Origin of the sequence: Streptomyces sp. NPDC006997 (genome assembly GCF_040635175.1) — a bacterium.
Classification (GTDB): Bacteria; Actinomycetota; Actinomycetes; order Streptomycetales; family Streptomycetaceae; genus Streptomyces.
Window position 1 is genome coordinate 151777 of record NZ_JBEYHH010000016.1, and the last position, 21728, is coordinate 173504.

Annotated in this window: 16 protein-coding genes; 5 read left to right on the top strand and 11 right to left on the bottom strand. The window is 72.5% G+C overall.

The genetic code is table 11. The features are described from left to right. Window positions 1–77: 77 nt before the first annotated feature. The 4 genes from ABZ659_RS18075 to ABZ659_RS18090 form a co-directional block, all read right to left on the bottom strand. The gene (locus tag ABZ659_RS18075; RefSeq protein WP_360220548.1) at window positions 78–1883 is read right to left on the bottom strand and encodes a protein kinase; all 1806 of its coding nucleotides are present in this window, start codon (window positions 1881–1883) and stop codon (window positions 78–80) included. 151 nt (window positions 1884–2034) lie between these two features. Next, complete coding sequence (locus ABZ659_RS18080; protein ID WP_360220409.1) at window positions 2035–4692, bottom strand: protein kinase; 2658 nt, start codon at window positions 4690–4692, stop codon at window positions 2035–2037. A 165-nt stretch (window positions 4693–4857) separates the two neighbouring features. Continuing rightward, a complete protein-coding gene (locus tag ABZ659_RS18085) occupies window positions 4858–6822 on the bottom strand; it encodes a serine/threonine-protein kinase (RefSeq protein WP_360220551.1) in 1965 nt (654 codons plus the stop codon). A 258-nt stretch (window positions 6823–7080) separates the two neighbouring features. Then, complete coding sequence (locus ABZ659_RS18090) at window positions 7081–8787, bottom strand: glycerol-3-phosphate dehydrogenase/oxidase (RefSeq protein WP_360220412.1); 1707 nt, start codon at window positions 8785–8787, stop codon at window positions 7081–7083. 260 nt (window positions 8788–9047) lie between these two features. Between ABZ659_RS18090 and ABZ659_RS18095 the strand changes: the two genes are divergently transcribed. Then, window positions 9048–10256, top strand: coding sequence for a nucleotide sugar dehydrogenase (locus ABZ659_RS18095; RefSeq protein WP_360220415.1), 1209 nt, complete (start codon window positions 9048–9050; stop codon window positions 10254–10256). Window positions 10257–10809: 553 nt separating this feature from the next. On the opposite strand, the gene ABZ659_RS18100 is transcribed toward ABZ659_RS18095, so the two are convergent. The 4 genes from ABZ659_RS18100 to ABZ659_RS18115 form a co-directional block, all read right to left on the bottom strand. Beyond that, window positions 10810–11934: a GuaB3 family IMP dehydrogenase-related protein gene (locus ABZ659_RS18100; protein ID WP_360220418.1), complete on the bottom strand. Its 1125-nt coding sequence runs from the start codon at window positions 11932–11934 to the stop codon at window positions 10810–10812. Window positions 11935–12041: 107 nt separating this feature from the next. Beyond that, window positions 12042–13544, bottom strand: a complete 1503-nt coding sequence (guaB, locus tag ABZ659_RS18105; RefSeq protein ID WP_360220421.1) for an IMP dehydrogenase — start codon at window positions 13542–13544, stop codon at window positions 12042–12044. A gap of 141 nt (window positions 13545–13685) precedes the next feature. Then, a complete protein-coding gene (locus tag ABZ659_RS18110; RefSeq protein ID WP_360220424.1) occupies window positions 13686–14282 on the bottom strand; it encodes a sigma-70 family RNA polymerase sigma factor in 597 nt (198 codons plus the stop codon). A gap of 338 nt (window positions 14283–14620) precedes the next feature. Continuing rightward, complete coding sequence (locus tag ABZ659_RS18115; RefSeq protein ID WP_003948568.1) at window positions 14621–15232, bottom strand: response regulator transcription factor; 612 nt, start codon at window positions 15230–15232, stop codon at window positions 14621–14623. 379 nt (window positions 15233–15611) lie between these two features. Between ABZ659_RS18115 and ABZ659_RS18120 the strand changes: the two genes are divergently transcribed. Continuing rightward, window positions 15612–15950 (top strand): WhiB family transcriptional regulator, encoded by a 339-nt coding sequence (locus tag ABZ659_RS18120; protein ID WP_360220427.1) that lies wholly within the window; start codon window positions 15612–15614, stop codon window positions 15948–15950. A gap of 41 nt (window positions 15951–15991) precedes the next feature. Here the strand turns inward: ABZ659_RS18120 and ABZ659_RS18125 are convergent, their stop codons facing one another. Further along, window positions 15992–16888, bottom strand: coding sequence for a LysR family transcriptional regulator (locus ABZ659_RS18125; RefSeq protein ID WP_360220430.1), 897 nt, complete (start codon window positions 16886–16888; stop codon window positions 15992–15994). 80 nt (window positions 16889–16968) lie between these two features. Between ABZ659_RS18125 and ABZ659_RS18130 the strand changes: the two genes are divergently transcribed. The 3 genes from ABZ659_RS18130 (at window position 16969) to ABZ659_RS18140 (ending at window position 19341) form a co-directional block, all read left to right on the top strand. Next, complete coding sequence (locus tag ABZ659_RS18130; protein WP_360220433.1) at window positions 16969–17637, top strand: MOSC domain-containing protein; 669 nt, start codon at window positions 16969–16971, stop codon at window positions 17635–17637. 116 nt (window positions 17638–17753) lie between these two features. Continuing rightward, window positions 17754–18527, top strand: coding sequence for an SDR family oxidoreductase (locus tag ABZ659_RS18135; protein ID WP_360220436.1), 774 nt, complete (start codon window positions 17754–17756; stop codon window positions 18525–18527). A gap of 103 nt (window positions 18528–18630) precedes the next feature. Beyond that, the gene (locus ABZ659_RS18140; RefSeq protein ID WP_360220439.1) at window positions 18631–19341 is read left to right on the top strand and encodes an ester cyclase; all 711 of its coding nucleotides are present in this window, start codon (window positions 18631–18633) and stop codon (window positions 19339–19341) included. Between the two features lie 81 nt (window positions 19342–19422). Here ABZ659_RS18140 and groL read toward each other — a convergent pair whose 3' ends face one another. After that, window positions 19423–21048 carry a chaperonin GroEL gene (gene groL, locus ABZ659_RS18145; RefSeq protein ID WP_360220442.1) on the bottom strand — a complete coding sequence of 542 codons (1626 nt, stop codon included), beginning with the start codon at window positions 21046–21048 and terminating at the stop codon, window positions 19423–19425. Window positions 21049–21175: 127 nt separating this feature from the next. Next, window positions 21176–21484 carry a co-chaperone GroES gene (groES, locus tag ABZ659_RS18150; protein ID WP_132856129.1) on the bottom strand — a complete coding sequence of 103 codons (309 nt, stop codon included), beginning with the start codon at window positions 21482–21484 and terminating at the stop codon, window positions 21176–21178. Between the last annotated feature and the right edge of the window lie 244 nt (window positions 21485–21728).

A 21728-nucleotide genomic window follows, 5' to 3' on the forward strand; every position in this document is an offset into this window, starting at 1 on the left:
CCCGAAGTTGGCCGACAACCGACGCCCCGCGACCGGCCCGCCCGGTGCCGCGCGGGGTCTTCGGGGGCCCGCCGGGACTACGGGGTCCCCGGCCGCCACCCCTGCAACACCGTCTCGAACTGCTCGCGCGTCGTCGGCCAGTCCGCCGCCGCCGAGGACATGTAGACCACGTACTCCGTGCCGTCCCGGTCGAAGTAGGTCAGCTCGACGGCGTGCCGCGGCCCCGGGAACTCGGTGTCCTTGGCCAGCGCCGTCCAGGTCCACTCCCACCGCGCGGCGGGCCGGTCCCGGTAGACCTCCTCCGCCAGGGTCACCCGCTGGTAGTCCACGAGGCGCTGGAGCTGCTGTTCGAGGTCGAGCTGGTGCTCGTAGGCGCTGGGGAACTGCGGGGACTCGTCGACGGCGATCCGGATGAACGTCCGGCCGCCGTCCGGCGTGTAGTCGATCTGGTTCCCGTCGTTCACCACCCGCTCCCAGTCCGCGCCGGGCACCGCCAGGCTGAACCCCGCGGGGTCCTCCTTGCGCACCCACCCGTCGGGCAGCGCGCCGCCGGAACCCGAGGCCGGGGAGGCGGAGTCGGACGGCGAGGGCGAGCCCGTGGAGGTGGCCGTGGGTGTGGGGGACTGCGTGGGCGACTCGGACGCCGAGACCCCGCCCCGGTCCCGGTCCCGGTCCCGCCCCGCGTCCCACGCCATGATCCCCACCGCCGTACCGCCACCGACCACCGCGGCGAGTACGACGACCAGCGCGAGCGTACGCAGCCGCTGCCGCCGCGACTGCTCGGGCGGCGGCGCCTGGGCACCGGGAAACACCCCGGTGTGGGCGCGCGTGTCGGGGCCAGGCTGCGCGGGATAGCCGGTCGGCGTGGTGGAACCGGGCTGCGCGGGATAGCCGGTCGGCGTGGTGGAACCGGGCTGCGCGGGATAGCCGGGGTGGGCGCCCGGCCCACCGGTCTGCGGCGGGAAGCCGGTCCGCGCCGTGGGCCCGGTCGCCCCGGCCGCCAGCCCGGCGCCGATCGTCCCGGGCGTGGCGTGCCCGGTCGGCACGTACCCCTGCGCCTCCCGGGGCCACCGTCCCTCCGCCGCCTCGGCCAGCATCCGCTCCGCCGCCGCGGAGTCGGGGCGTTCGGCCGGATCCTTGCGCAGCAGGGCGGTGATGACGGGCCCGAGCGGCCCGGCGTAGTGCGCGGCGGCGGCGTCCTCCTCGACGACCGCCTGCATGGTCGACAGCGGCGAGGTGCGCCGGAACGGTGATCTGCCCTCCACCGCCGTGTAGAGCGTCGCGCCGAGCGCCCACAGGTCGGAGGAGGGGCCGGGATCGTGGCCGCGGATCCGCTCGGGGGCGAGGTAGTCGACCGAGCCGACGACCTCCCCGGTGCGGGTGATGGTGGAGTCGCCCTCGATCTGGGCGATGCCGAAGTCGGTGAGCAGCACGCGTCCGTCGCGGGCGAGCAGGACGTTGCCGGGCTTGATGTCGCGGTGCAGGACACCGGCGGTGTGCGCGGCGCGCAGGGCGCGCAGGACCCACAGGCCGATCCGGGCGGCCTCGGCGGGTGCGAGGCGGCCGTCCTCCTTGACCGCGTCGGCCAGCGAGCGGCCCTCGACCAGTTCCATCACGATCCACGGGCGGCCGTCGTGGTCGAGCACGTCGTGCACGGTGACGACGGCGGAGTGGTTGATCCGGGCGGCGGCGCGCGCCTCCGCGCGGGTGCGGGCGAGGAGGCGTTCCTGGTCGCTGTCGGAGACGTAGTGCGCGGCCGTCAGTTCCTTGATGGCGACGGCCCGGTGCAGCACCTCGTCATGGGCGCGCCACACCCGGCCCATGCCGCCGCTGCCGATGGTGTCGACGAGCCGGTAGCGGCCCGCGACGAGCGCGCCCTGCATCTGATCCACGTTCCCCCGCAATGTCCTTGGCAGGTTCAGGTTAGGGACCCGTCCCCGTCCGGGGAACCTGCGCGGGGCCTTGGAGACCGCACTGTGACGGTTGTCGCTTTCCGTGACGGACGGGAACCGTACCCGCCGTACCCGAAGGTGTTCAGCCGGTGATCTCGTACGTCGCGGACGCCTGCTCGAACAGCCTTGTCACCTCGTCCCGTTCGGTCTCCGGGCCGCGCACCTGCACCACGTGGTAGCGGTCGCCGGCGAGGATGGCGAGGTTGCGCACGAACACCTCGGCCCCCTCGCCGTCACTCCAGGTGAACTGCCCCTCGGCCATGGTCCGTCCGCCCACCCGGATCGTCTTCAGACCGGTGGCGGTGGCCCAGGTCGACTCGCGGTACGGCTGCAACTCCCTCTCCCGCTCCCGCTGGTAGGCCATCGGGTCGCCGCCGTACTCGCCGGTGCCGTCCCGCCCGGGGACGACGATCAGCTCGTAGTCGCCGCGGTGGTAGACGACCTGGCCGTTGCCGTTCTTCGGGGTGCGCTGCCAGCCCTCGGCGACGGCGACCCGGAAGCCCTCGTCGTCCGTGCGGAGCGTGAACCCGTCGGCGACCTCGGGGCCGGTGGTCTGGGTCTGGCCCGACTCGCCTGACCCGGTCGCCGAGGGCGGCGCGGTCTGGTCGGGCCGTGGCTCGCTGCTGGCCTCCGGCGAGGGGTCGGCGGGCGCCGGGCTGACCTGGCCTGCGGCGCCGGTCCGTTCGGCGTCGCCCGCCCCCTCCTCGTCCGCCCTGGGCATGAAGAGCATGGCGTACGCCATCACCCCGGCCAGCGCCAGCAGGACGAGCAGCAGCAGCGTCCGGCCGAGGGACCGGGGTGAACGGGACCTCTCCTTGCCCCGCTTGTGCCGCCCGTGCGGCGCGGGCAGCCCGGCACGCCGTCGGCGCACCAGCTCACCGCGGCGGCGGATGACCGGCAGCCGGGTGGTCTCGACCGGCGGTGCGGCGACGACGTGCAGGCCCGCGTCCGGCTCGGGCGCGGACCGCACCAGGGAGCGCAGCCAGCCGCGCAGCTCCTCGAAGTCGAGGCGTTCGGTGGGGTCCTGACGCAGCAGCGACTCCACGACCGGGCGCAGCGGACCGCACTCCTCCGCGAAGGCGGGCGGCTCCGCGCACACCATCTGCACCAGTTCGGCGGTCGACTCCTCCGGGTACGGCGCGTGTCCCTGTACGGCCCTGAAGAGCAGCGCGCCCAGCGCCCACAGGTCGGTCGCGGGACCGATGGGCGCGGCCAGCTGCCAGTTCTCGTGCACCGGACCGGCCTGCTCCGGCGCCCAGCGCTCGGTGACCGGGCCGACGACCGCCATCCGGGCCTGCCTGGCCCGCTCGGCCGCCAGCGCGGTGGCGGGCCCGCGCCGCACGGGCGCCCCGGGGGCCGGCTCGTCCCAGCGGCCCGTGCTCGGCGCGGGCACGGCGGCGCCACCGGCGGGGAGCGCGGAACGCCCCTGCACCGGTCCGAGCGCGGGCGCCTGCCCGGGCCCGCCCTGCGCCACACCGTCGCCCTGTCCGTTGGCCTGCCCCGGCACCGGCCCGCTGCTCCGCGTCGGGAAGCCCTGGGCGCTGTCCGGTTCCGCGGGCCGGGGCGCCGCGGCCCGCCAGGCGGCGCCCCGGACGCCGTAGGGGTCGGCTATCTGCCCCGGCGGCACACTGCTCTCGCCCTGCACTCCCTGCTGGGCGACGTACGGCGCCGGACCGACCTCGCGGGGTCCGCCCTCGGCCGGGGGACGGGCCCCCGGCAGCGCCGTACGGCCGTTCTGCGCCTCCTGTACCCGGGCCGCCGCCCGCGCGCCCGCCCGGTACGCGGCGATCGCCCCGGCCCGTGCGGCCCGGATGTCTCCCCCGGTACCGCCCGTACCGCCGTCACCAGCGCCGCCACCACTGCCGCCGCTCTCCGGCACCCGCCGCGCCACCGCGGCCGACGGGCCGCCCGCGCCGCCGCCACCGCTCGGCCCGACGGCGCCGTCCGCGCCGGTGACCGGCAGCGGCCCCGCCGCCCGCGCCTCGATCGCGGCCCGCCGCGCGGCCTCGGGATCAGGACCGGCCGGACCAGCGGGGCCCACGGGGCCTGCCGGACCCGTCGGGCCAGCCGCGCCCTGGGCCGGAACCCCTGGCGCGCCGTCTCCCGGACCCTCGTCCTCCCGTGGCACCGGGTCGTACCCGCACAGCGCCTCCTCGGCCGCCCCGGCCGCCAGCCCGGTCAGCATGACCCGGCCGTCGTCGCAGACGAGCACCGTGCGCGCGGTGATGTTCCGGTGGGTCCAGCCGTGCGCGTGCAGCACCCTCAGCGCCATGAGCACGTCGGAGGCGACCTCGGCCGCCCGGTACGGCGTCAGCGGCTGCTCGGCCAGCAGCGCCGCCAGTGGCCGGGCGGCCACCAGCTCGCTGACGACCCACAGCGAACCGCCCTCGGCGAACACGTCGAAGACCTGGTCGAGCCGGGGGTGGTCCGGTATCCGGGCCGCGGCCTGCGCCGCCTCCATCGCCCGCCGTACGACGGGATCGGTGGGCGTGCGCGTGCCGCCACGGGCGGGGGGCCGCCGGGCCGCCGCGCCCCGGTCGCGCCGGGTGAAGCCGTCGGGCAGTCCCTCGGCGTCGAGCACCTCGGCCTCGACGACCTCCGGCAGCGGCACCTGCCGTATCAGGACCTCCTGGCCGCTGTAGGTGTCGAAGGCCCGCGTCTCGGTGAGTTCGTACTCCTCGGAGGGGGGCAGCGGCAGGCGGTAGCGGTCGGCGAGTACCCGGCCCGCATAGTCGTCCACGTTGGCCTCCCCCGGCCGCCCGGCTGGTCACATCCGTTCGAGTGGCGTCCCGTTCCGGATTCTTTCCGGCTGCGTACGGTTCGCAACCACTCACGATACGTGCCGGAGGCAACCCACAATGACGGGATGCCGGATCTCAGGCCGCGAATCTGGTAAGTGCCGTGCTCAGGGCTTCGGTTCGAAGGTCTTCGTCAGTGTCCGCCATGTACTCCTTCGCAGCCCGCTGCCCCATTCGGCGGCCTTGGCCGTGTACATCAGCGCGTACCCCTGGCTGTCGCTCACGACGAACCCGCGGTCGATCGTCCGGTACCTGGTCCCTCCGTCGACGTAGGTGAACTCCCAGTCGGCCGTGTTCCAGCCGCGGTAGCCCACCTCCTCTATGCGGATCCGCTTGTACTGCGAGCGCGTCATGTAGCGCTCCTGGCTCTCCCAGTCGGCGACGGGGTCGCCCTTGGGCGTGGACGTCCAGGCGACGAGCAGCTTCTGCCCGCCGGGTCCGGTGAAGCGGTCCCCGGCGGCGTCGGACGACCGGTACTTCCAGCCGTCGGGCAGCCCGATGGAGTACCCCTGGCCGCCCTGGTACACCGACTTGGCGCCCTCTTCGGCGGCGTCGTCGTCCTTGGAGTCCCCGGACCCGTCCCCGTCCCCGTCGTCGGAGTCGGCGGTGTCGTCCGCCTTGCCGGAGTCGTCGTCGGAGTCGGCGGCGCCGCCCGGTGCCGTGGCGGTGCCGCCCGGCGACTGACCAGCCGTCGCCGCGCCGTCGGTGCCGACGGCGCCCTTGTCGTCGTCCTTGGTGTCGGCGCTGGCGGTGGCCGCGGTGCCCCCGCCACCGGTGTTCTTCTCGTCGTCACCGCCGAGGGTGAGCGCCAGGACGGTGCCGAGCACGGCGAGCACCAGGACCACGGCGATGACCACCAGCGTCCGCCGTGGCACCACGTCGGTCAGCGGCGCCCTGGGCACGGACCTGGGCGCCACGTCCGGCGGCGGCGTCATCACGGGCCAGCCGGAACTCCGGCCCCCTGCGGCGGGGCTGGCACCCACGGAGGCGGTGCCCACAGCCGGGGCGGCCGCACCGCTGGCGGCGTCGGCCCCTTCCGGGGCGCCCGCCTTCGCCGTCCCGGCCGCGCCCGCCGCCACGGCGGCCTTGCGGGTGGCGCGCAGCGCTCCTCGGAGCCGCTCGCCCGCGCCGCCGCCCGCGGGCCCGTCCGGCTTCGGCGGCAGCGGTACGACCTTGGTGGCGTCCGCGGGTTCGGCCGCCGTCCGCGCGGGGGCGTGGATGACGGCGTTGAGCATCCTGCGGGCGCCCGCGTCGTCGAGGCGCTCGGCGGGATCCTTGTTGAGGAGGCCGTAGATGACGTCCCGGAGCGGGCCCGCGTTCTTCGGCTCCTCCAGCGGCTCGGTCATCACCGCGGTGAGCGTGGCGATCGCGGAACCCTTGTCGTAGGGCGGGCTCCCCTCGACGGCGGCGTACAGCAGCCCGCCCAGCGACCACAGGTCGGCGGCCGGACCGGGCTTGTGGCCGCGGGCACGCTCCGGGGAGATGTAGGAGGGGGCGCCGACGAGCATCCCGGTGGAGGTGATGGACGGGTCGCCCTCGACCTGGGCGATGCCGAAGTCGGTGAGCACCACCCGGCCGTCGTCCGCGATCAGCACGTTGGACGGCTTCACGTCCCGGTGCAGGATGCCCTCGCGGTGGGCCGAGCGCAGCACGTCGAGCACGGCCAGGCCGACCTCGGCGGCCCGCACGGGCTCCAGCAGGCCGTCCTCACGGATGACCTCGGCGAGCGACTTGCCCTCGACGAGTTCCATCACGATCCACGGCCGGTCGTCCTCCTGGACGACGTCGAAGACCGTCACCGCGCTGTTGTTGCGGATCCGCGCGATGGCCTTGGCCTCACGCAGGGTCCGGGTGATCAGCCGGCGCTTCTCCTCCTCGTCGATGTTCGACGGGAACCGCAGTTCCTTCACGGCGACCGTGCGCCCGAGGGTTTCGTCCTCCGCGCGCCACACCGTGCCCATACCGCCGCGGCCGAGCACTCCGCCCAGCCGGTACCGACCGGCGAGAAGACGGTCGTGGTTGTCCTGACGAGTCTCCTGACGGGATGTACCCGCCCGCTCCGCCTCCGACATGCGTCCCCTCATGCAACCCGCCCTGACAGAGCCTCCATTGTCCCTCACCCGACAAGTGCCTAACGCCCAGGGTGGCCCTCGTGCCCCACCCGTCCCGGCAACCGCCACCCCTACCCGGAACCACGCCCTCCGCAGATCACTTCCCGCCATGGATTCCAAGGCCGACGCGGCGTCACCCCGGCTGTTCCCAGCCGCCACACGGGCCTCCGCCCGCCCCCGAACAGCCACGTCGGGTCCGCGGTGCCACCTCCGCCGACGTCACAGCGGCACTATGTCCGGCGCCCCGAGGCGGGCCGCGTCCGCCGTCAGGTCGTCGGGCTGGCGCTGCGACTCCCGCTCGGCCTCCACCCGCTTGTCGTAGTGCTCTATCTCCCGCTCGGTGTGGTCCTCGTCCCAGCCGAGCACGGGCGCCATCAGCTCCGCCGCCTCCCGGGCGCAGCGGGTGCCCCGGTCGAAGGTCTCGATGGAGATCCGGGTGCGCCGGGTCAGGACGTCGTCCAGGTGCCGGGCGCCCTCGTGCGAGGCGGCGTACACCACCTCGGCGCGCAGGTAGTCCTCGGCGCCCTTCAGCGGCGCGCCCAGCGTGGGGTCGGCGGCGATGAGGTCGAGGACCTCCTCGGCCAGGGAGCCGTACCGGTTGAGCAGGTGCTCCACGCGGACGACGTGCAGCCCGGTGCGGGCGGCGGTGCGCGCCCGCGCGTTCCACAGCGCGCGGTAGCCCTCGGCGCCCAGCAGCGGCACGTCCTCCGTGACGCAGTCGGCGACGCGCAGGTCCAGCGCGTGCACGGCCTCGTCCACGGCGTCCTTGGCCATCACCCGGTACGTCGTGTACTTGCCGCCCGCGACCACGACGAGCCCCGGCACCGGGTGGGCGACGGTGTGCTCGCGCGAGAGCTTGCTGGTGGCGTCCGACTCGCCGGCGAGCAACGGGCGCAGCCCGGCGTAGACGCCCTGCACGTCGTCCCGGGTGAGCGGCACCGCGAGGACGGAGTTGACGTGCTCCAGCAGGTAGTCGATGTCGGCGCTGGAGGCGGCCGGGTGGGCCTTGTCGAGGTCCCAGTCGGTGTCGGTGGTGCCGATGATCCAGTGGCGGCCCCAGGGGATGACGAACAGCACGGACTTCTCGGTGCGCAGGATCAGACCGGTGGTGGAGTGGATGCGGTCCTTCGGCACGACGAGGTGGATGCCCTTGGAGGCGCGGACGTGGAACTGGCCCCGCTCGCCCACCATGGCCTGGGTGTCGTCGGTCCACACGCCGGTGGCGTTGACGACCTGCCGGGCGCGGACCTCGTACTCGCCGCCCGCCTCGACGTCCTGCACCCGGGCGCCGACGACCCGCTCGCCCTCGCGCAGGAAGCCGGTGACCCGGGCGCGGTTGGCCACCTTGGCGCCGTAGGCCGCGGCGGTGCGCACCAGGGTGGCGACGAAGCGGGCGTCGTCCATCTGCGCGTCGTAGTACTGGAGGGCTCCGACCAGCGCGTCCTTCTTCAAGGCGGGCGCCACCCGCAGGGCGTGACGGCGACTCAGGTGCCGGTGCACGGGCAGCCCCCGGCCGTGCCGGCGGGCCATCGACATGGCGTCGTAGAGGGCGACGCCCGAGCCCGCGTACAGCCGCTCCCAGCCCTGGTGCTGGAGGGGGTAGAGGAACGGCACCGGTTTCACCAGGTGCGGGGCGAGGCGCTCCAGCAGCAGGCCGCGCTCCTTGAGTGCCTCACGGACGAGGGCGAAGTCGAGCATCTCCAGATAGCGCAGGCCGCCGTGGACCAGCTTGCTCGACCTGCTGGACGTGCCGGACGCCCAGTCACGCGCCTCGACCAGGCCGGTGGACAGGCCTCGGGTCACCGCGTCGAGCGCGGTGCCCGCGCCGACCACGCCGCCGCCCACGACCAGTACGTCCAGCTCGCGCTCGGCCATGGCCGCGAGTGACTCGGCGCGCTGCGCCGGTCCCAGTGTCGCTGTCCTCACCGTTGCCTCCCGCTCCTACGTCGCGTCGGCCACACCCGTGTGGCGGGGCCCGGTCCGTATCCCCTGCCCAAATTCTGACCGTCTTGCCCGGCTTCAGCCACCAGTCACCCCCAGCCTGTGGATAACCCCGCCGAAAACACGCCCAGCCAATCCGTCAAAACGGTCATATTTACTCCTAGTCTGACATTGCGCTCGCTCGTTCTGTCCACAGCGCTTGCGCACCTGTCCCGCTTCGGCTACTGGGAAGGACGGCCCACGCCATGCCCGCAGATCTCGCCGTCATCGGACTCGGCCCGCTCGGCCTGCCGCTGGCCCAGGCCGCCGTCGCCGCAGGCATCCCCACCGTCGGCTACCGCACCGGCCCGGAGCCCGGCTCCCTCAGCCCCGCGGAGCTGCGCCGGATGCTCTCGGGGGGCTTCCGGCACGCCGTGGGACCGGCGGAACTGGGCCGGGTGCGCACCGCCGTCATCTGCGCCCCCACCCCGCGCGGCGCCGACGGCGGGCCCGACCTGGGCCAGGTGGAGGCCGCCGCCCGCACCCTGGCCGCCCGACTGCGCCCGCACACCACGGTGATCCTCGAATCCCCCGTCCCGCCCGGCACCACGGAGGACTTCCTGCGCCCCCTCCTGGAAGAGGGCTCCGGACTGCGCGCGGGCCGCGACTTCCACCTCGCCTACTCCCCCAGCCGCGTCGACCCCGGCAACCGCGTCTTCACCCCGGCCAGCACCCCGAAGGTCATCGGCGGCCTCACCCCCGCCTGCACCGAGTCGGCCGCCACCTTCTACGGACGGCTCACCGACAAGGTGGTACGCGCGCGTGGCCTGCGCGAGGCGGAGACCGTGCACGTCCTGGAGACCAACTTCCGGCACGTCAACATCGCCCTGGTGAACGAGATGGCCGTCCTCTGCCACGGCCTCGGCGTCGACCTGTGGGACGTCATCCGCTGCGCGGAGACCAAGCCGTTCGGCTACCAGGCGTTCCGCCCGGGACCCGGCGTCGGCGGCCACGCCGTCCCCCAGGACCTCGCCAGCCACGCGGGCCGCCCGCTGCGCATGGTGGAACTCGCCGAGCAGGTCAACAGCCAGATGCCCCGGTACGTGGTCCAGCGCGCCGCCGCCCTCCTCAACGAGCACGGCAAGTCCGCCCGCGGCGCCCGCGTCCTCCTCCTCGGCGTCACCTACAAGCCCGACCTCGCCGACCAGCAGGCCACCCCCGCGCGCGAGATCGCCCTGCGCCTGCTGGACCTGGGCGCGTCGGTCAGCTACCACGACCCCCACGTCCCCGCCTGGAACGTCGCCGACCGCCCCATCCCCCGCGCGGACTCCCTCTACGAGTCCGCCGCCGACGCCGACCTCACGATCCTCCTCCAACACCACCGGACGTACGACCTCCAGGGCCTGTCGGTGAAGGCCCAACTGCTCCTGGACACCCGGGGCGCGACACCCACGGGGGCGGCGCACCGGTTGTGAAGGGGGGCGCGTGCGATGCGCGAGCCCCCGGAGCCGCTGGCATGGGCCGGACGACGCCGGTACCTTGGACGCAGGTGGAGCCCACCGCAGCGGCTACTGCAGCGGGCTCCGAGCCGTTGAGCAGAGTGTCCACCCCTAGTCTCTATAGGGGTGGCCGCTCAACGACCGTAGATCCACAAGACACACCTCCCCCGGAACTTCACCAACCGAAGTCGAGTGCGGTCCCAGCGGGTGGGCTTGCGGTGACGGCCCATGGCGCGCCCCCTTCCACGACGCCACCCATTAGCCCGGTAGGCAGCACGTTGGATGTCGGGCCGGGCCCCGAGGGCCGGGGTCCGGAACCGTTTCCTTGGAAGGGGGCGCCCCAGAGAACCGGGTCGCCGAGCAAGGACACTACCGCCCCACTTCGCCCGTTCGGCCCACATTCACCCGCAACACAACCGTGCGCCCCTACCACCCAACGCACGCCCCCACCAGCTCACTTGGGCACACGAAAGGGCCGGTCACCCCACCCGGAGTGACCGGCCCTGAGCGGCCGTACGGGAACCCTTGGCTATCGGCGGTGCTGTGAGTCCGCCACCGTCACCTCGACCCGCTGGAACTCCTTCAGCTCGCTGTACCCGGTCGTGGCCATCGCCCGCCGCAGCGCGCCGAAGAGGTTCATGGAACCGTCGGGGTTGTGGGACGGCCCGGTGAGGATCTCCTCGATCGTGCCGACCGTGCCGAGGTCGACCTTCGTGCCGCGCGGCAGTTCCTCGTTGACCGCCTCCATGCCCCAGTGGTGGCCCCTGCCCGGCGCGTCGACCGCCCGCGCGAGCGGGGAGCCCATCATCACCGAGTCGGCGCCGCAGGCGATCGCCTTGGGCAGGTCACCGGACCAGCCGACACCGCCGTCCGCGATGACGTGCACGTACCGGCCGCCGGACTCGTCCATGTAGTCCCGGCGCGCGGCGGCCACGTCGGCGACCGCCGTGGCCATCGGGACCTGGATGCCGAGCACGTTGCGCGTGGTGTGCGCCGCGCCGCCGCCGAAGCCGACGAGCACACCCGCGGCGCCGGTGCGCATCAGGTGCAGCGCGGCGGTGTACGTGGCGCAGCCGCCGACGATCACCGGCACGTCGAGTTCGTAGATGAACTGCTTCAGGTTCAGCGGCTCGGCCGCGCCGGAGACGTGCTCCGCGGAGACCGTCGTCCCCCGGATGACGAAGATGTCCACGCCCGCGTCGACGACGGCCTTGGAGAACTGGGCGGTGCGCTGCGGGGAGAGCGCGGCGGCGGTGACCACGCCCGAGTCGCGCACCTCCTTGATCCGCTGCCCGATCAGCTCCTCCTTGATCGGCGCCGCGTAGATCTCCTGGAGGCGCCGGGTCGCGGCCTCGACCGGCAACCCCACGATCTCGTCGAGCAGCGGCTGCGGATCCTCGTACCTCGTCCACAGCCCTTCCAGGTTCAGCACGCCCAGGCCGCCCAGCTCACCGATGCGGATCGCGGTGGCCGGGGAGACGACCGAGTCCATGGGGGCGGCCAGGAAGGGCAGCTCGAAGCGGTAGGCGTCGATCTGCCAGGCGATCGAGACCTCCTTCGGGTCCCGCGTACGACGGCTCGGGACGACGGCGATGTCGTCGAACGCGTACGCCCGGCGGCCGCGCTTGCCGCGCCCGATCTCGATCTCAGTCACTGTCTGTGGCCTTTCCCTGATGCGTTGCAGCGCTTTCCAGTATCCCCGACGGGCATGACGAAGGCGGCCCCGGAACCCTCCGGGACCGCCTTCGGTGAGACCGCCGCCTACTTGCGGCTGTAGTTCGGTGCCTCGACCGTCATCTGGATGTCGTGCGGGTGGCTCTCCTTCAGGCCCGCCGCGGTGATGCGCACGAAGCGGCCCTTGGACTCCATCTCCCCGATGGTGGCGGCGCCGACGTAGCCCATGGTCTGCCGCAGCCCGCCCACCAGCTGGTGCAGGACGTTGGCCAGCGGGCCGCGGTAGGGCACCTGGCCCTCGACGCCCTCGGGCACCAGCTTGTCGTCGGAGGCGACCTCCGCCTGGAAGTAGCGGTCCTTGGAGTACGACCGGCCCTGGCCGCGCGACTGCATGGCGCCCAGCGAACCCATGCCGCGGTAGGACTTGAACTGCTTGCCGTTGATGAACAGCAGCTCGCCCGGCGACTCCTCGCAGCCCGCGAGCAGGCTGCCCAGCATCACCGTGTCGGCACCGGCGGCCAGCGCCTTGCCGATGTCGCCGGAGTACTGCAGGCCGCCGTCGCCGATCACCGGGACGCCCGCGGGACGGGCCGCGAGGGCCGCCTCGTAGATCGCGGTGACCTGCGGGACGCCGATACCGGCGACCACGCGCGTGGTGCAGATCGAGCCGGGGCCGACGCCGACCTTGATGCCGTCCACACCGGCGTCGATGAGGGCCTGGGCGCCGTCGCGGGTGGCGACGTTGCCGCCGATCACGTCGACGCCCACACTCGACTTGATCTTCGCCATCCAGCTCAGGGCGTTGCTGTTGTGGCCGTGGGAGGTGTCGACGACCAGGAAGTCCACCCCGGCCGCGGCGAGCGCCTGGGCGCGCTCCAGGGCCTCGGGGCTGGCGCCGACGGCGGCACCGACGAGCAGCCGGCCCTCGGCGTCCTTGGCGGCGTTCGGGTACTTCTCGGCCTTGACGAAGTCCTTGACCGTGATCAGGCCCTTGAGGACGCCCTCGTCGTCGACGAGCGGCAGCTTCTCGATCTTGTGACGGCGCAGCAGCTCCATGGCGTCCTGCCCGGAGATGCCGACCTTGCCGGTGACCAGCGGCATCGGCGTCATGACCTCGCGCACCTGACGGCCGCGGTCGGTCTCGAAGGCCATGTCGCGGTTGGTGACGATGCCGAGCAGCCTGCCCGCCGGGTCGGTGACCGGGACGCCGCTGATGCGGAACTTGGCGCAGAGCGCGTCGGCCTCGCCGAGCGTGGCCTCGGGGTGCACGGTGATCGGGTCGGTGACCATGCCCGACTCGGACCGCTTCACCAGGTCGACCTGGTTGACCTGGTCCTCGACGGACAGGTTGCGGTGCAGGACGCCGACGCCGCCGAGGCGGGCCATCGCGATCGCCATCCGCGACTCGGTGACCTTGTCCATGGCGGCGGACAGCAGCGGGATGTTGACCCGGACGTTGCGGGAGATGCGGGACGAGGTGTCGACCGCGTTGGGCAGCACCTCGGATGCGCCCGGCAGCAGCAGCACGTCGTCGTAGGTCAGCCCGAGTGTCGCGAATTTACCGGGCACTCCGTCGACGTTTGCAGTCATGACACCTTCCCCAAATGGCCTTGCTCGGTGCGGATGTCCATGCTAACGGGAATGAGGGGTGTCTCATTCCACGGTGGGAACCCGCTCCGGGCTTCGTATGTTCGTACGGAAACGGCTCACCGCCTGTTCACCGAAGGGGCGTCACTGCTCCGCCAGCGCCCGCAACCGGCTCAGCGCCCGGTGCTGGGCGACGCGTACGGCGCCCGGTGACATTCCCAACATCTGGCCGGTCTCCTCCGCCGTGAGACCCACCGCGATCCGCAGCAGCAGCAGCTCGCGCTGGTTCTCCGGGAGGTTGGCCAGCAGCTTCTTGGCCCACTCGGCGTCACTGCTGAGCAGGGCGCGCTCCTCGGGCCCGAGGGAGTCGTCGGGCCGCTCCGGCATCTCGTCGGAGGGCACGGCCGTGGACCCGGGGTGGCGCATCGCGGCCCGCTGGAGGTCGGCGACCTTGTGGGCGGCGATGGCGAAGACGAACGCCTCGAAGGGGCGCCCGGTGTCCCGGTAGCGCGGCAGCGCGAGCAGGACGGCGACACAGACCTCCTGCGCGAGGTCCTCGACGAAGTGCCGGGCGTCGCCCGGGAGCCGGGACAGCCGCGTACGGCAGTAGCGCAGCGCCAGGGGGTGGACGTGGGCCAGCAGGTCGTGGGTGGCCTGCTCGTCCCCGTCGACGGCGCGGTGCACGAGACCGCCGATCGCCCCGGGCGCCTGAGCCCCCTGGGTCGCCTCGTCGTCGCGCATCGGTCCATGGTGCCCTGCGGACGACCGGTCCGCGGCACCGCCTCCGCCGTTGTGCACTGAAGCGTTATGAGCAGGTGCGCCGGAACTCATCCCCTGCGCCCTCCCCTTCCGCTCGACCGACTCGTCCCCGAGGAACTCCACACCTCAAGGATGCGGCATCCGCGGCGAAACGAGCAGCGGGCCGTTGAGGGACGGCTCGCACCGCGCCCCGACGGGGCGCGGGGCAGCGTCGACATGCGGCTCCGCCGCGTGGCGTGACCAGCCCGTACGGTCCACACGAGACCACTCACGGACGACGGCGGACGAGTGGCGACCGACCACCCGTCGCACCGGGGCACTCAGCGAACGAGCCCCCACCGGAAACCCAGCGCCACGGCATGGGCCCGGTCGGACGCGCCGAGCTTCTTGAACAGTCGCCGGGCGTGCGTCTTGACCGTGTCCTCGGAGAGGAACAGCTCCCGCCCGATCTCCGCGTTGGACCGCCCGTGGCTCATCCCTTCGAGCACCTGGATCTCACGCGCGGTGAGCGTGGGGGCCGCCCCCATCTCGGCGGACCGCAGCCGCCGCGGCGCGAGCCGCCACGTCGGGTCGGCGAGGGCCTGGGTCACCGTGGCGCGCAGCTCGGCGCGCGAGGCGTCCTTGTGCAGATAGCCGCGCGCCCCGGCGGCGACCGCGAGGGCCACGCCGTCCAGGTCCTCGGCGACGGTGAGCATGATGATGCGCGCACCGGGGTCGGCGGACAGCAGCCGCCGCACCGTCTCGACGCCGCCCAGACCGGGCATACGTACGTCCATCAGGATCAGGTCCGAGCGGTCGGCGCCCCAGCGGCGGAGGACTTCCTCCCCGTTGGCCGCGGTGGTCACGCGCTCGACGCCGGGCACGGTCGCGACCGCGCGGCGGAGCGCCTCTCGGGCAAGCGGGGAGTCGTCGCAGACGAGGACGGATGTCATGGCCGTCCTCCGCAGCTGATGCGCGTCACCTTGAGCCTCCAGGCTGGTACGAATCGTCACCTGTGCGGTCGACCGTCTCGGACGCCTGCCCGAGCGCTTGTGTTTTCAACCGCCTCCGCACTCTCAACGACGGTCACTCGAAAGAGTTACGGGGCCGCACGCCGTCTTCGGCACTCTACGTGAGGGGGCGGACACAGCGCAGATACGCGCGGCAGACCCGCAAGGTTTCATCACAACCATGCCCCATTTAGCCGTATTTCTTCCCATCCACTGGTGTCTGAGACTAGATTCGCAATGAGTCATATTTTCATCTCCTTAGATCGTAGTTGTACGGTCGTGGGCACCGTATCCACCCAGAACGGCTACAAGGGGTCACGCAATGGCAGATTTCTCCCGCCTTCCCGGACCGAACGCGGACCTGTGGGACTGGCAGCTGCTGGCTGCCTGTCGCGGGGTGGACAGCTCGCTCTTCTTCCATCCGGAGGGCGAGCGCGGGGCGGCACGGAGCGCCCGAGAGAACTCGGCCAAAGAGGTCTGCATGAGGTGCCCGGTGCGCGCCCAGTGCGCGGCGCACGCGCTGGCGGTCCGCGAACCGTACGGCGTGTGGGGCGGGTTGACCGAGGACGAGCGCGAGGAACTGATGGGCCGGGCCCGGCACCGACTGGTCTCGGCGTCGGCGTCTGCGTCCGGCGGCCGGGCCGAGGACCCGAACAGCTGAAGGAACGTTTCCGCACCGATCCCTTCTCTTAGCCGGCTCCGCTAGCGCGCCGCCGCCCGCGTCAGCTCGTCCAGCGTCGCCGCCACCGCGGGCACCTGGGCCAGGTCGGGCAGCGTCAGCGCGACGATCTCCCGCCGCACCGCCGGTTCCAGCGTCACCGCGCGGGCGCCCCGGGGCCGTACCGACTCGATCGCCAGCTGGGGCAGGACCGCGACCCCCAGACCGGCGCCCACCAGGCCGACCACCGCGGGGTAGTCGTCGGTGGCGAAGTCGATGCGCGGGGTGAAGCCCGCCCCCTCGCACACCTCGACCAACTGCCCACGGCAGCGCGGGCACCCGGCGATCCACGGCTCACCGGCGAGTTCACCGATGGCGACGGACCCCGCGCGCGCGAGCCGGTGCCGCTCGGGCACCAGGGCCACCAGCCGGTCGGTCAGCAGCGGCCGTACGACGAGGTCGTCCCACTCCTCCGCGCCCGCCGCGCCCTCGTAGCGGAAGGCGAGCGCGAGATCGCAGTCCCCCTCCCGCAGCAGCGCCACCGACTGCGGCGGCTCGGCCTCCTCCAGGGAGACCCGGGTGCCGGGGTGCGCGGCGCGCAGCGCGGCGAGCGCGGTCGGTACGAGGGTGGAGCTGCCGCTGGGGAAGGAGACCAGCCGGACCCGCCCGGCGCGCAGCCCGGCGATCGCGGCGACCTCCTCCTCGGCGGCGGTGAGCCCGGCGATGATCCCCGCCGCGTGCCGCACCAGCGCCTCGCCCGCCTGCGTCAGCCGCATCTCCCGGCCGCTGCGCACCACCAGCGGGGTGCCCACGGACGCCTCCAGCGCCTTCATCTGCTGGCTCACGGCGGGCTGGGTGCAGCCCAGTTCCCGCCCGGCCGCCGAGAACGAACCGGTGGCGGCGACGGCGCGCAGCACACGGAGATGACGGGCCTCGATCACCCCACGAGCATAAGCGAGTCTTGGGTACGGCGGTGAATAAGGCGTCGACACTTTGACCACTGCTCGCCTACCGTGCGGCCATGCAGCTTCTCTCGGTGAACCTCGGCCAGGCCACGGCCGTGCCCTACACGGACCAGCCGGACGGCCTGACCGGCATCGACAAGCGCCCGGTGGACGGGCCGATACGGGTGGCGGCGCCCGGACCGAAGGGCGTCGGCGGCAGCGGTCTCGCCGGGGACGCGATCTGCCACACCCGGCACCACGGCGGCGCCCACCAGGCCGTGTACGCCGTGGCCCGCGAGGACCTCGACGACTGGGAGCGCGAGCTGGGCCGCACGCTGGCCAACGGCGCCTTCGGCGAGAACCTCACCACCTCCGGCCTCGACGTCTCCGGCGCGCTGATCGGCGAGCGGTGGCGCGTCGGCGGCGAGGTGGTCCTGGAGGTCACCAGCGGCCGGATTCCCTGTCGTACCTTCCAGGGCCACATGGGTGAGAAGGGGTGGGTGCGGCGGTTCACGGAGAAGGCGGCGCCGGGGGCGTATCTGCGGGTGATCACGCCGGGGGAGATCCAGGCGGGCGACCCGGTGGAGATCGTGCACCGGCCGGACCACGAGGTGACGGTCGCCCTGTCGTTCCGCGCGGGCACCACGCACCGGGAGCTGCTGCCCCGGCTGCTCGCGGCGGGCGAGGCGCTGCACCCGGAGGAACTGGCGACGGCGCGGAGGTACGCCGAGAAGTACGGATCCTGAACTCTGCGGGTGACGCCCGGTCAAGTACGTCCGCTTCGCTGGCCGTTGGCCTGACACGGCCCGCGGGGGCGGTACGGGCGGCGGACGAAGGGGGTCCGGGTAACTAATCTTGGGCCATGACAACGGCTCTGATTACGGGATCGACCGCGGGGATCGGCGCCGCGTTCGCGCGGCGGCTGGCGGCTGACGGGCACAACCTGGTGCTGGTGGCCCGGGACACCGGACGGCTGCGGGAGCAGGCGACCGAGCTGCACGACCGGCACGGCATCGAGGCGGAGGTGCTGACGGCTGACCTGTCGACGGACAAGGGCATCGAGGCGGTCGCGGACCGGCTCGGGGACCGTAGGAACCCTGTCGACCTGTTGGTCAACAACGCCGGTTTCGGCAACAAGGGCCGCTTCCTCGACGTGCCGATGGCCGACGAGCTGACCATGCTCAAGGTGCACTGCGAGGCGGTGCTGCGGCTGACGTCGGCGGCGGTCGCGGGGATGCGGGAGCGCGGGCGCGGCGGTGTCGTCAACGTCGCCTCGGTGGCGGCGTTCGTGCCGCGCGGGACGTACGGCGCGTCCAAGGCGTGGGTCGTGCAGTTCACGCAGGGCGTGGCGCGGGACCTGGCGGGCAGCGGGGTGCGGCTGATGGCCCTGTGCCCCGGGTTCGTGCGCACCGAGTTCCACGAGCGGGCCGGGATGGGCACCGACAACATCCCCGGCTGGATGTGGCTGGACGCCGACAAGCTGGTGGCGGCGGCGCTGGCCGACCTGGCCCGCGGCAAGACGGTGTCCGTCCCCGACGCCCGGTACAAGGCGCTGATGGGCGTGGTGAAGGTGGTGCCGCGCGGGCTGCTGGGCGGGATGACCTCGAAGACGGGCCGCAAGTACGGCCCGCAGTAGCGCCCGACCTCTCCGGTCCGCCCTCCCCGGTCTGTCCCCGGTGGGAGAATGGTCGTGACAAACCCGTGCAAACCGGATACCCGGGCAGCCGGGAGGTGGCGCCATGACCTTCGTACAGCTCATCGACTGCAGGACGAGCCGGTTCGACGAGATGGACCGGCTGATGGACCAGTGGGTCGAGAAGACCAGGGGGAAGCGGACCGCGACGCACGACGTGATCGGCAGGGACCGGTCCGACGGCACGCACTTCGTCGAGCTCGTGGAGTTCCCGTCGTACGAGCAGGCGATGGAGAACTCCCGGCTGCCGGAGACGGACCGGATCTTCCAGGAGATGGTGGCCCTCTGCGACGGACCGCCGACCTTCACGGACCTCGACGTGGTGCGGGACGAGCAACTCCTCAAGACGACCGCGCGACGGTTCTACGACCTGCTCGCCGCGGACACCCCCGAACTGCCGCCGCTGGACGAGGTGCTCGCCGAGAACTACCACGACCACGACCCGGCCAACGTCGAGGACAGCATCGGCATGGACCACATCCGCCGCGAGATGGAGATGTGGCGCGGCGCCTTCGACTTCACCTTCGACCTCCACGACCAGCTCGCCGATGGCGACCGCGTCTGCAACCGCTGGACCTGGCGCGGCACCCACAAGGGCGACTTCATGGGCATCGCGCCCACCGGCAGGCAGGCCACGATGACCGGCACGACCATCTTCCGCTTCGGCGACCACGGCAAGATCACCGAGGGCTGGTGGCAGTACGACCGCCTGGGGCTGATGGACCAGCTGGGGGCGCTGGAAGAGCTGGAGCGGTAGCCGCGGCCCGGAAGCGGGAACAGCCGGAGGCCCGGCACCCTTCGCGGGGTGCCGGGCCTCGGAGCTGACGTACGAGGTGCGTCAGTGCGCGTGGCCGTGGCTGTGGCCGGCCGCGGCGGGCTCTTCCTCTTCCTTCTTCTCGACGACCAGGGTCTCGGTCGTGAGGAGGAGGGAGGCGATGGAGGCGGCGTTCTCCAGGGCGGAGCGGGTGACCTTGACCGGGTCGATGACGCCGGCCTTGAGCAGGTCGCCGTACTCGCCGGTGGCGGCGTTGTAGCCGTTGCCCTTCTCCAGCTCGGCGACCTTGGAGACGATGACGTAGCCCTCCAGGCCCGCGTTCTCCGCGATCCAGCGCAGCGGCTCGACGGCGGCCTTGCGGACCACGGAGACGCCGGTGGCCTCGTCGCCGGTCTTGCCGAGGTTGCCCTCCAGGACCTTGACGGCGTGGACCAGGGCGGAGCCGCCACCGGAGACGATGCCCTCCTCGACCGCGGCGCGGGTCGCGGAGATGGCGTCCTCCAGACGGTGCTTGCGCTCCTTCAGCTCCACCTCGGTGGCGGCGCCGACCTTGATCACGCACACGCCGCCGGCGAGCTTCGCGAGGCGCTCCTGGAGCTTCTCGCGGTCCCAGTCGGAGTCGGTGTTCTCGATCTCGGCCTTGATCTGGTTGACGCGGCCCTCGACGTCGGCCTTCTCGCCGGCACCGTCGACGATCGTGGTGTCGTCCTTGGTGACGGTGATGCGGCGGGCGGTGCCGAGGACGTCGAGACCGGCCTGGTCGAGCTTGAGGCCGACCTCCTCGGAGATGACCGTGGCGCCGGTGAGGACCGCCATGTCCTGGAGCATCGCCTTGCGGCGGTCGCCGAAGCCCGGGGCCTTCACCGCGACGGCGTTGAAGGTGCCGCGGATCTTGTTGACGACCAGGGTCGACAGGGCCTCGCCCTCGACGTCCTCGGCGATGATCAGCAGCGGCTTGGAGGAGTTCGTCTGGATGATCTTCTCAAGCAGCGGCAGGAGGTCCTGGATGGAGGAGATCTTGCCCTGGTTGATGAGGATGTACGCGTCCTCCAGGACGGCCTCCATGCGCTCCTGGTCCGTCACGAAGTACGGCGACAGGTAGCCCTTGTCGAAGGCCATGCCCTCGGTGAAGTCCAGCTCCAGGCCGAAGGTGTTGGACTCCTCGACGGTGATGACACCGTCCTTGCCGACCTTGTCCATCGCCTCGGCGATCAGCTCGCCGACCTGCTGGTCCTGGGCGGACAGCGCGGCGACGGCGGCGATGTCGGACTTCTCGTCGATCGGGCGGGCGGTCGCGAGCAGGTCCTCGGCGACGGCGGCCACGGCCGCGTCGATGCCCTTCTTCAGGGCGGCCGGGGAGGCACCGGCGGCGACGTTCTTCAGGCCCTCGCGGACCAGCGCCTGGGCCAGCACGGTGGCGGTGGTCGTACCGTCACCCGCGATGTCGTTGGTCTTGGTCGCCACCTCCTTCACCAGCTGGGCGCCGAGGTTCTCGTACGGGTCCTCGACCTCGACCTCGCGGGCGATGGTGACGCCGTCGTTGGTGATGGTGGGGGCGCCGAACTTCTTGTCGATGACGACGTTGCGGCCCTTGGGGCCGATCGTCACCTTCACGGTGTCGGCAAGCTTGTTGACGCCGCGCTCAAGGGCGCGACGGGCGTCCTCGTCGAACTTCAGGATCTTCGCCATGGCAGCGGGAGCCCTCTCGGAAAGCTAGAAAGCTGGGGGTAAAGACACTGCGCCCCGGGCGCCCGGCTTCGTTATCGGTCGCGGGGGCAGCCAGGGGCGCAGTGTGAAGCAAGGAGCTTCGGGTGAACTACTTCTCGATGATCGCGAGGACGTCGCGGGCCGAGAGCACGAGGTACTCCTCGTTGTTGTACTTCACCTCGGTGCCGCCGTACTTGCTGTAGAGCACGACGTCGCCGACGGAGACGTCGAGCGGAAGACGGTTACCGTCCTCGAAGCGGCCCGGGCCCACGGCCAGGACGACGCCCTCCTGGGGCTTCTCCTTGGCGGTGTCCGGGATGACCAGGCCAGAGGCCGTGGTCTGCTCGGCGTCCAGCGGCTGGACCACGATGCGGTCCTCGAGCGGCTTGATGGCAACCTTGGAGCTGGCGGTCGTCACGATCCGACCTCCCCCTTCGGAGATCTCACGGGGTTAACTGTCTGAGGTGGCGACCAGGTCGATCCGTCGTCGCGGGTGCCGGACCTGCCCGTCGCGTAGTTGGCACTCTCCGGTGGGGAGTGCCAGACCCGAGACTATGACCGCGATTAGCACTCGGTCAAGCGGAGTGCCAATTGCCTGCGGCGCGGCGCGGGATTTCAGCCCGGCGCGGGGGCCTCGTCCGCAAGCGCCGGACGGGCTGACA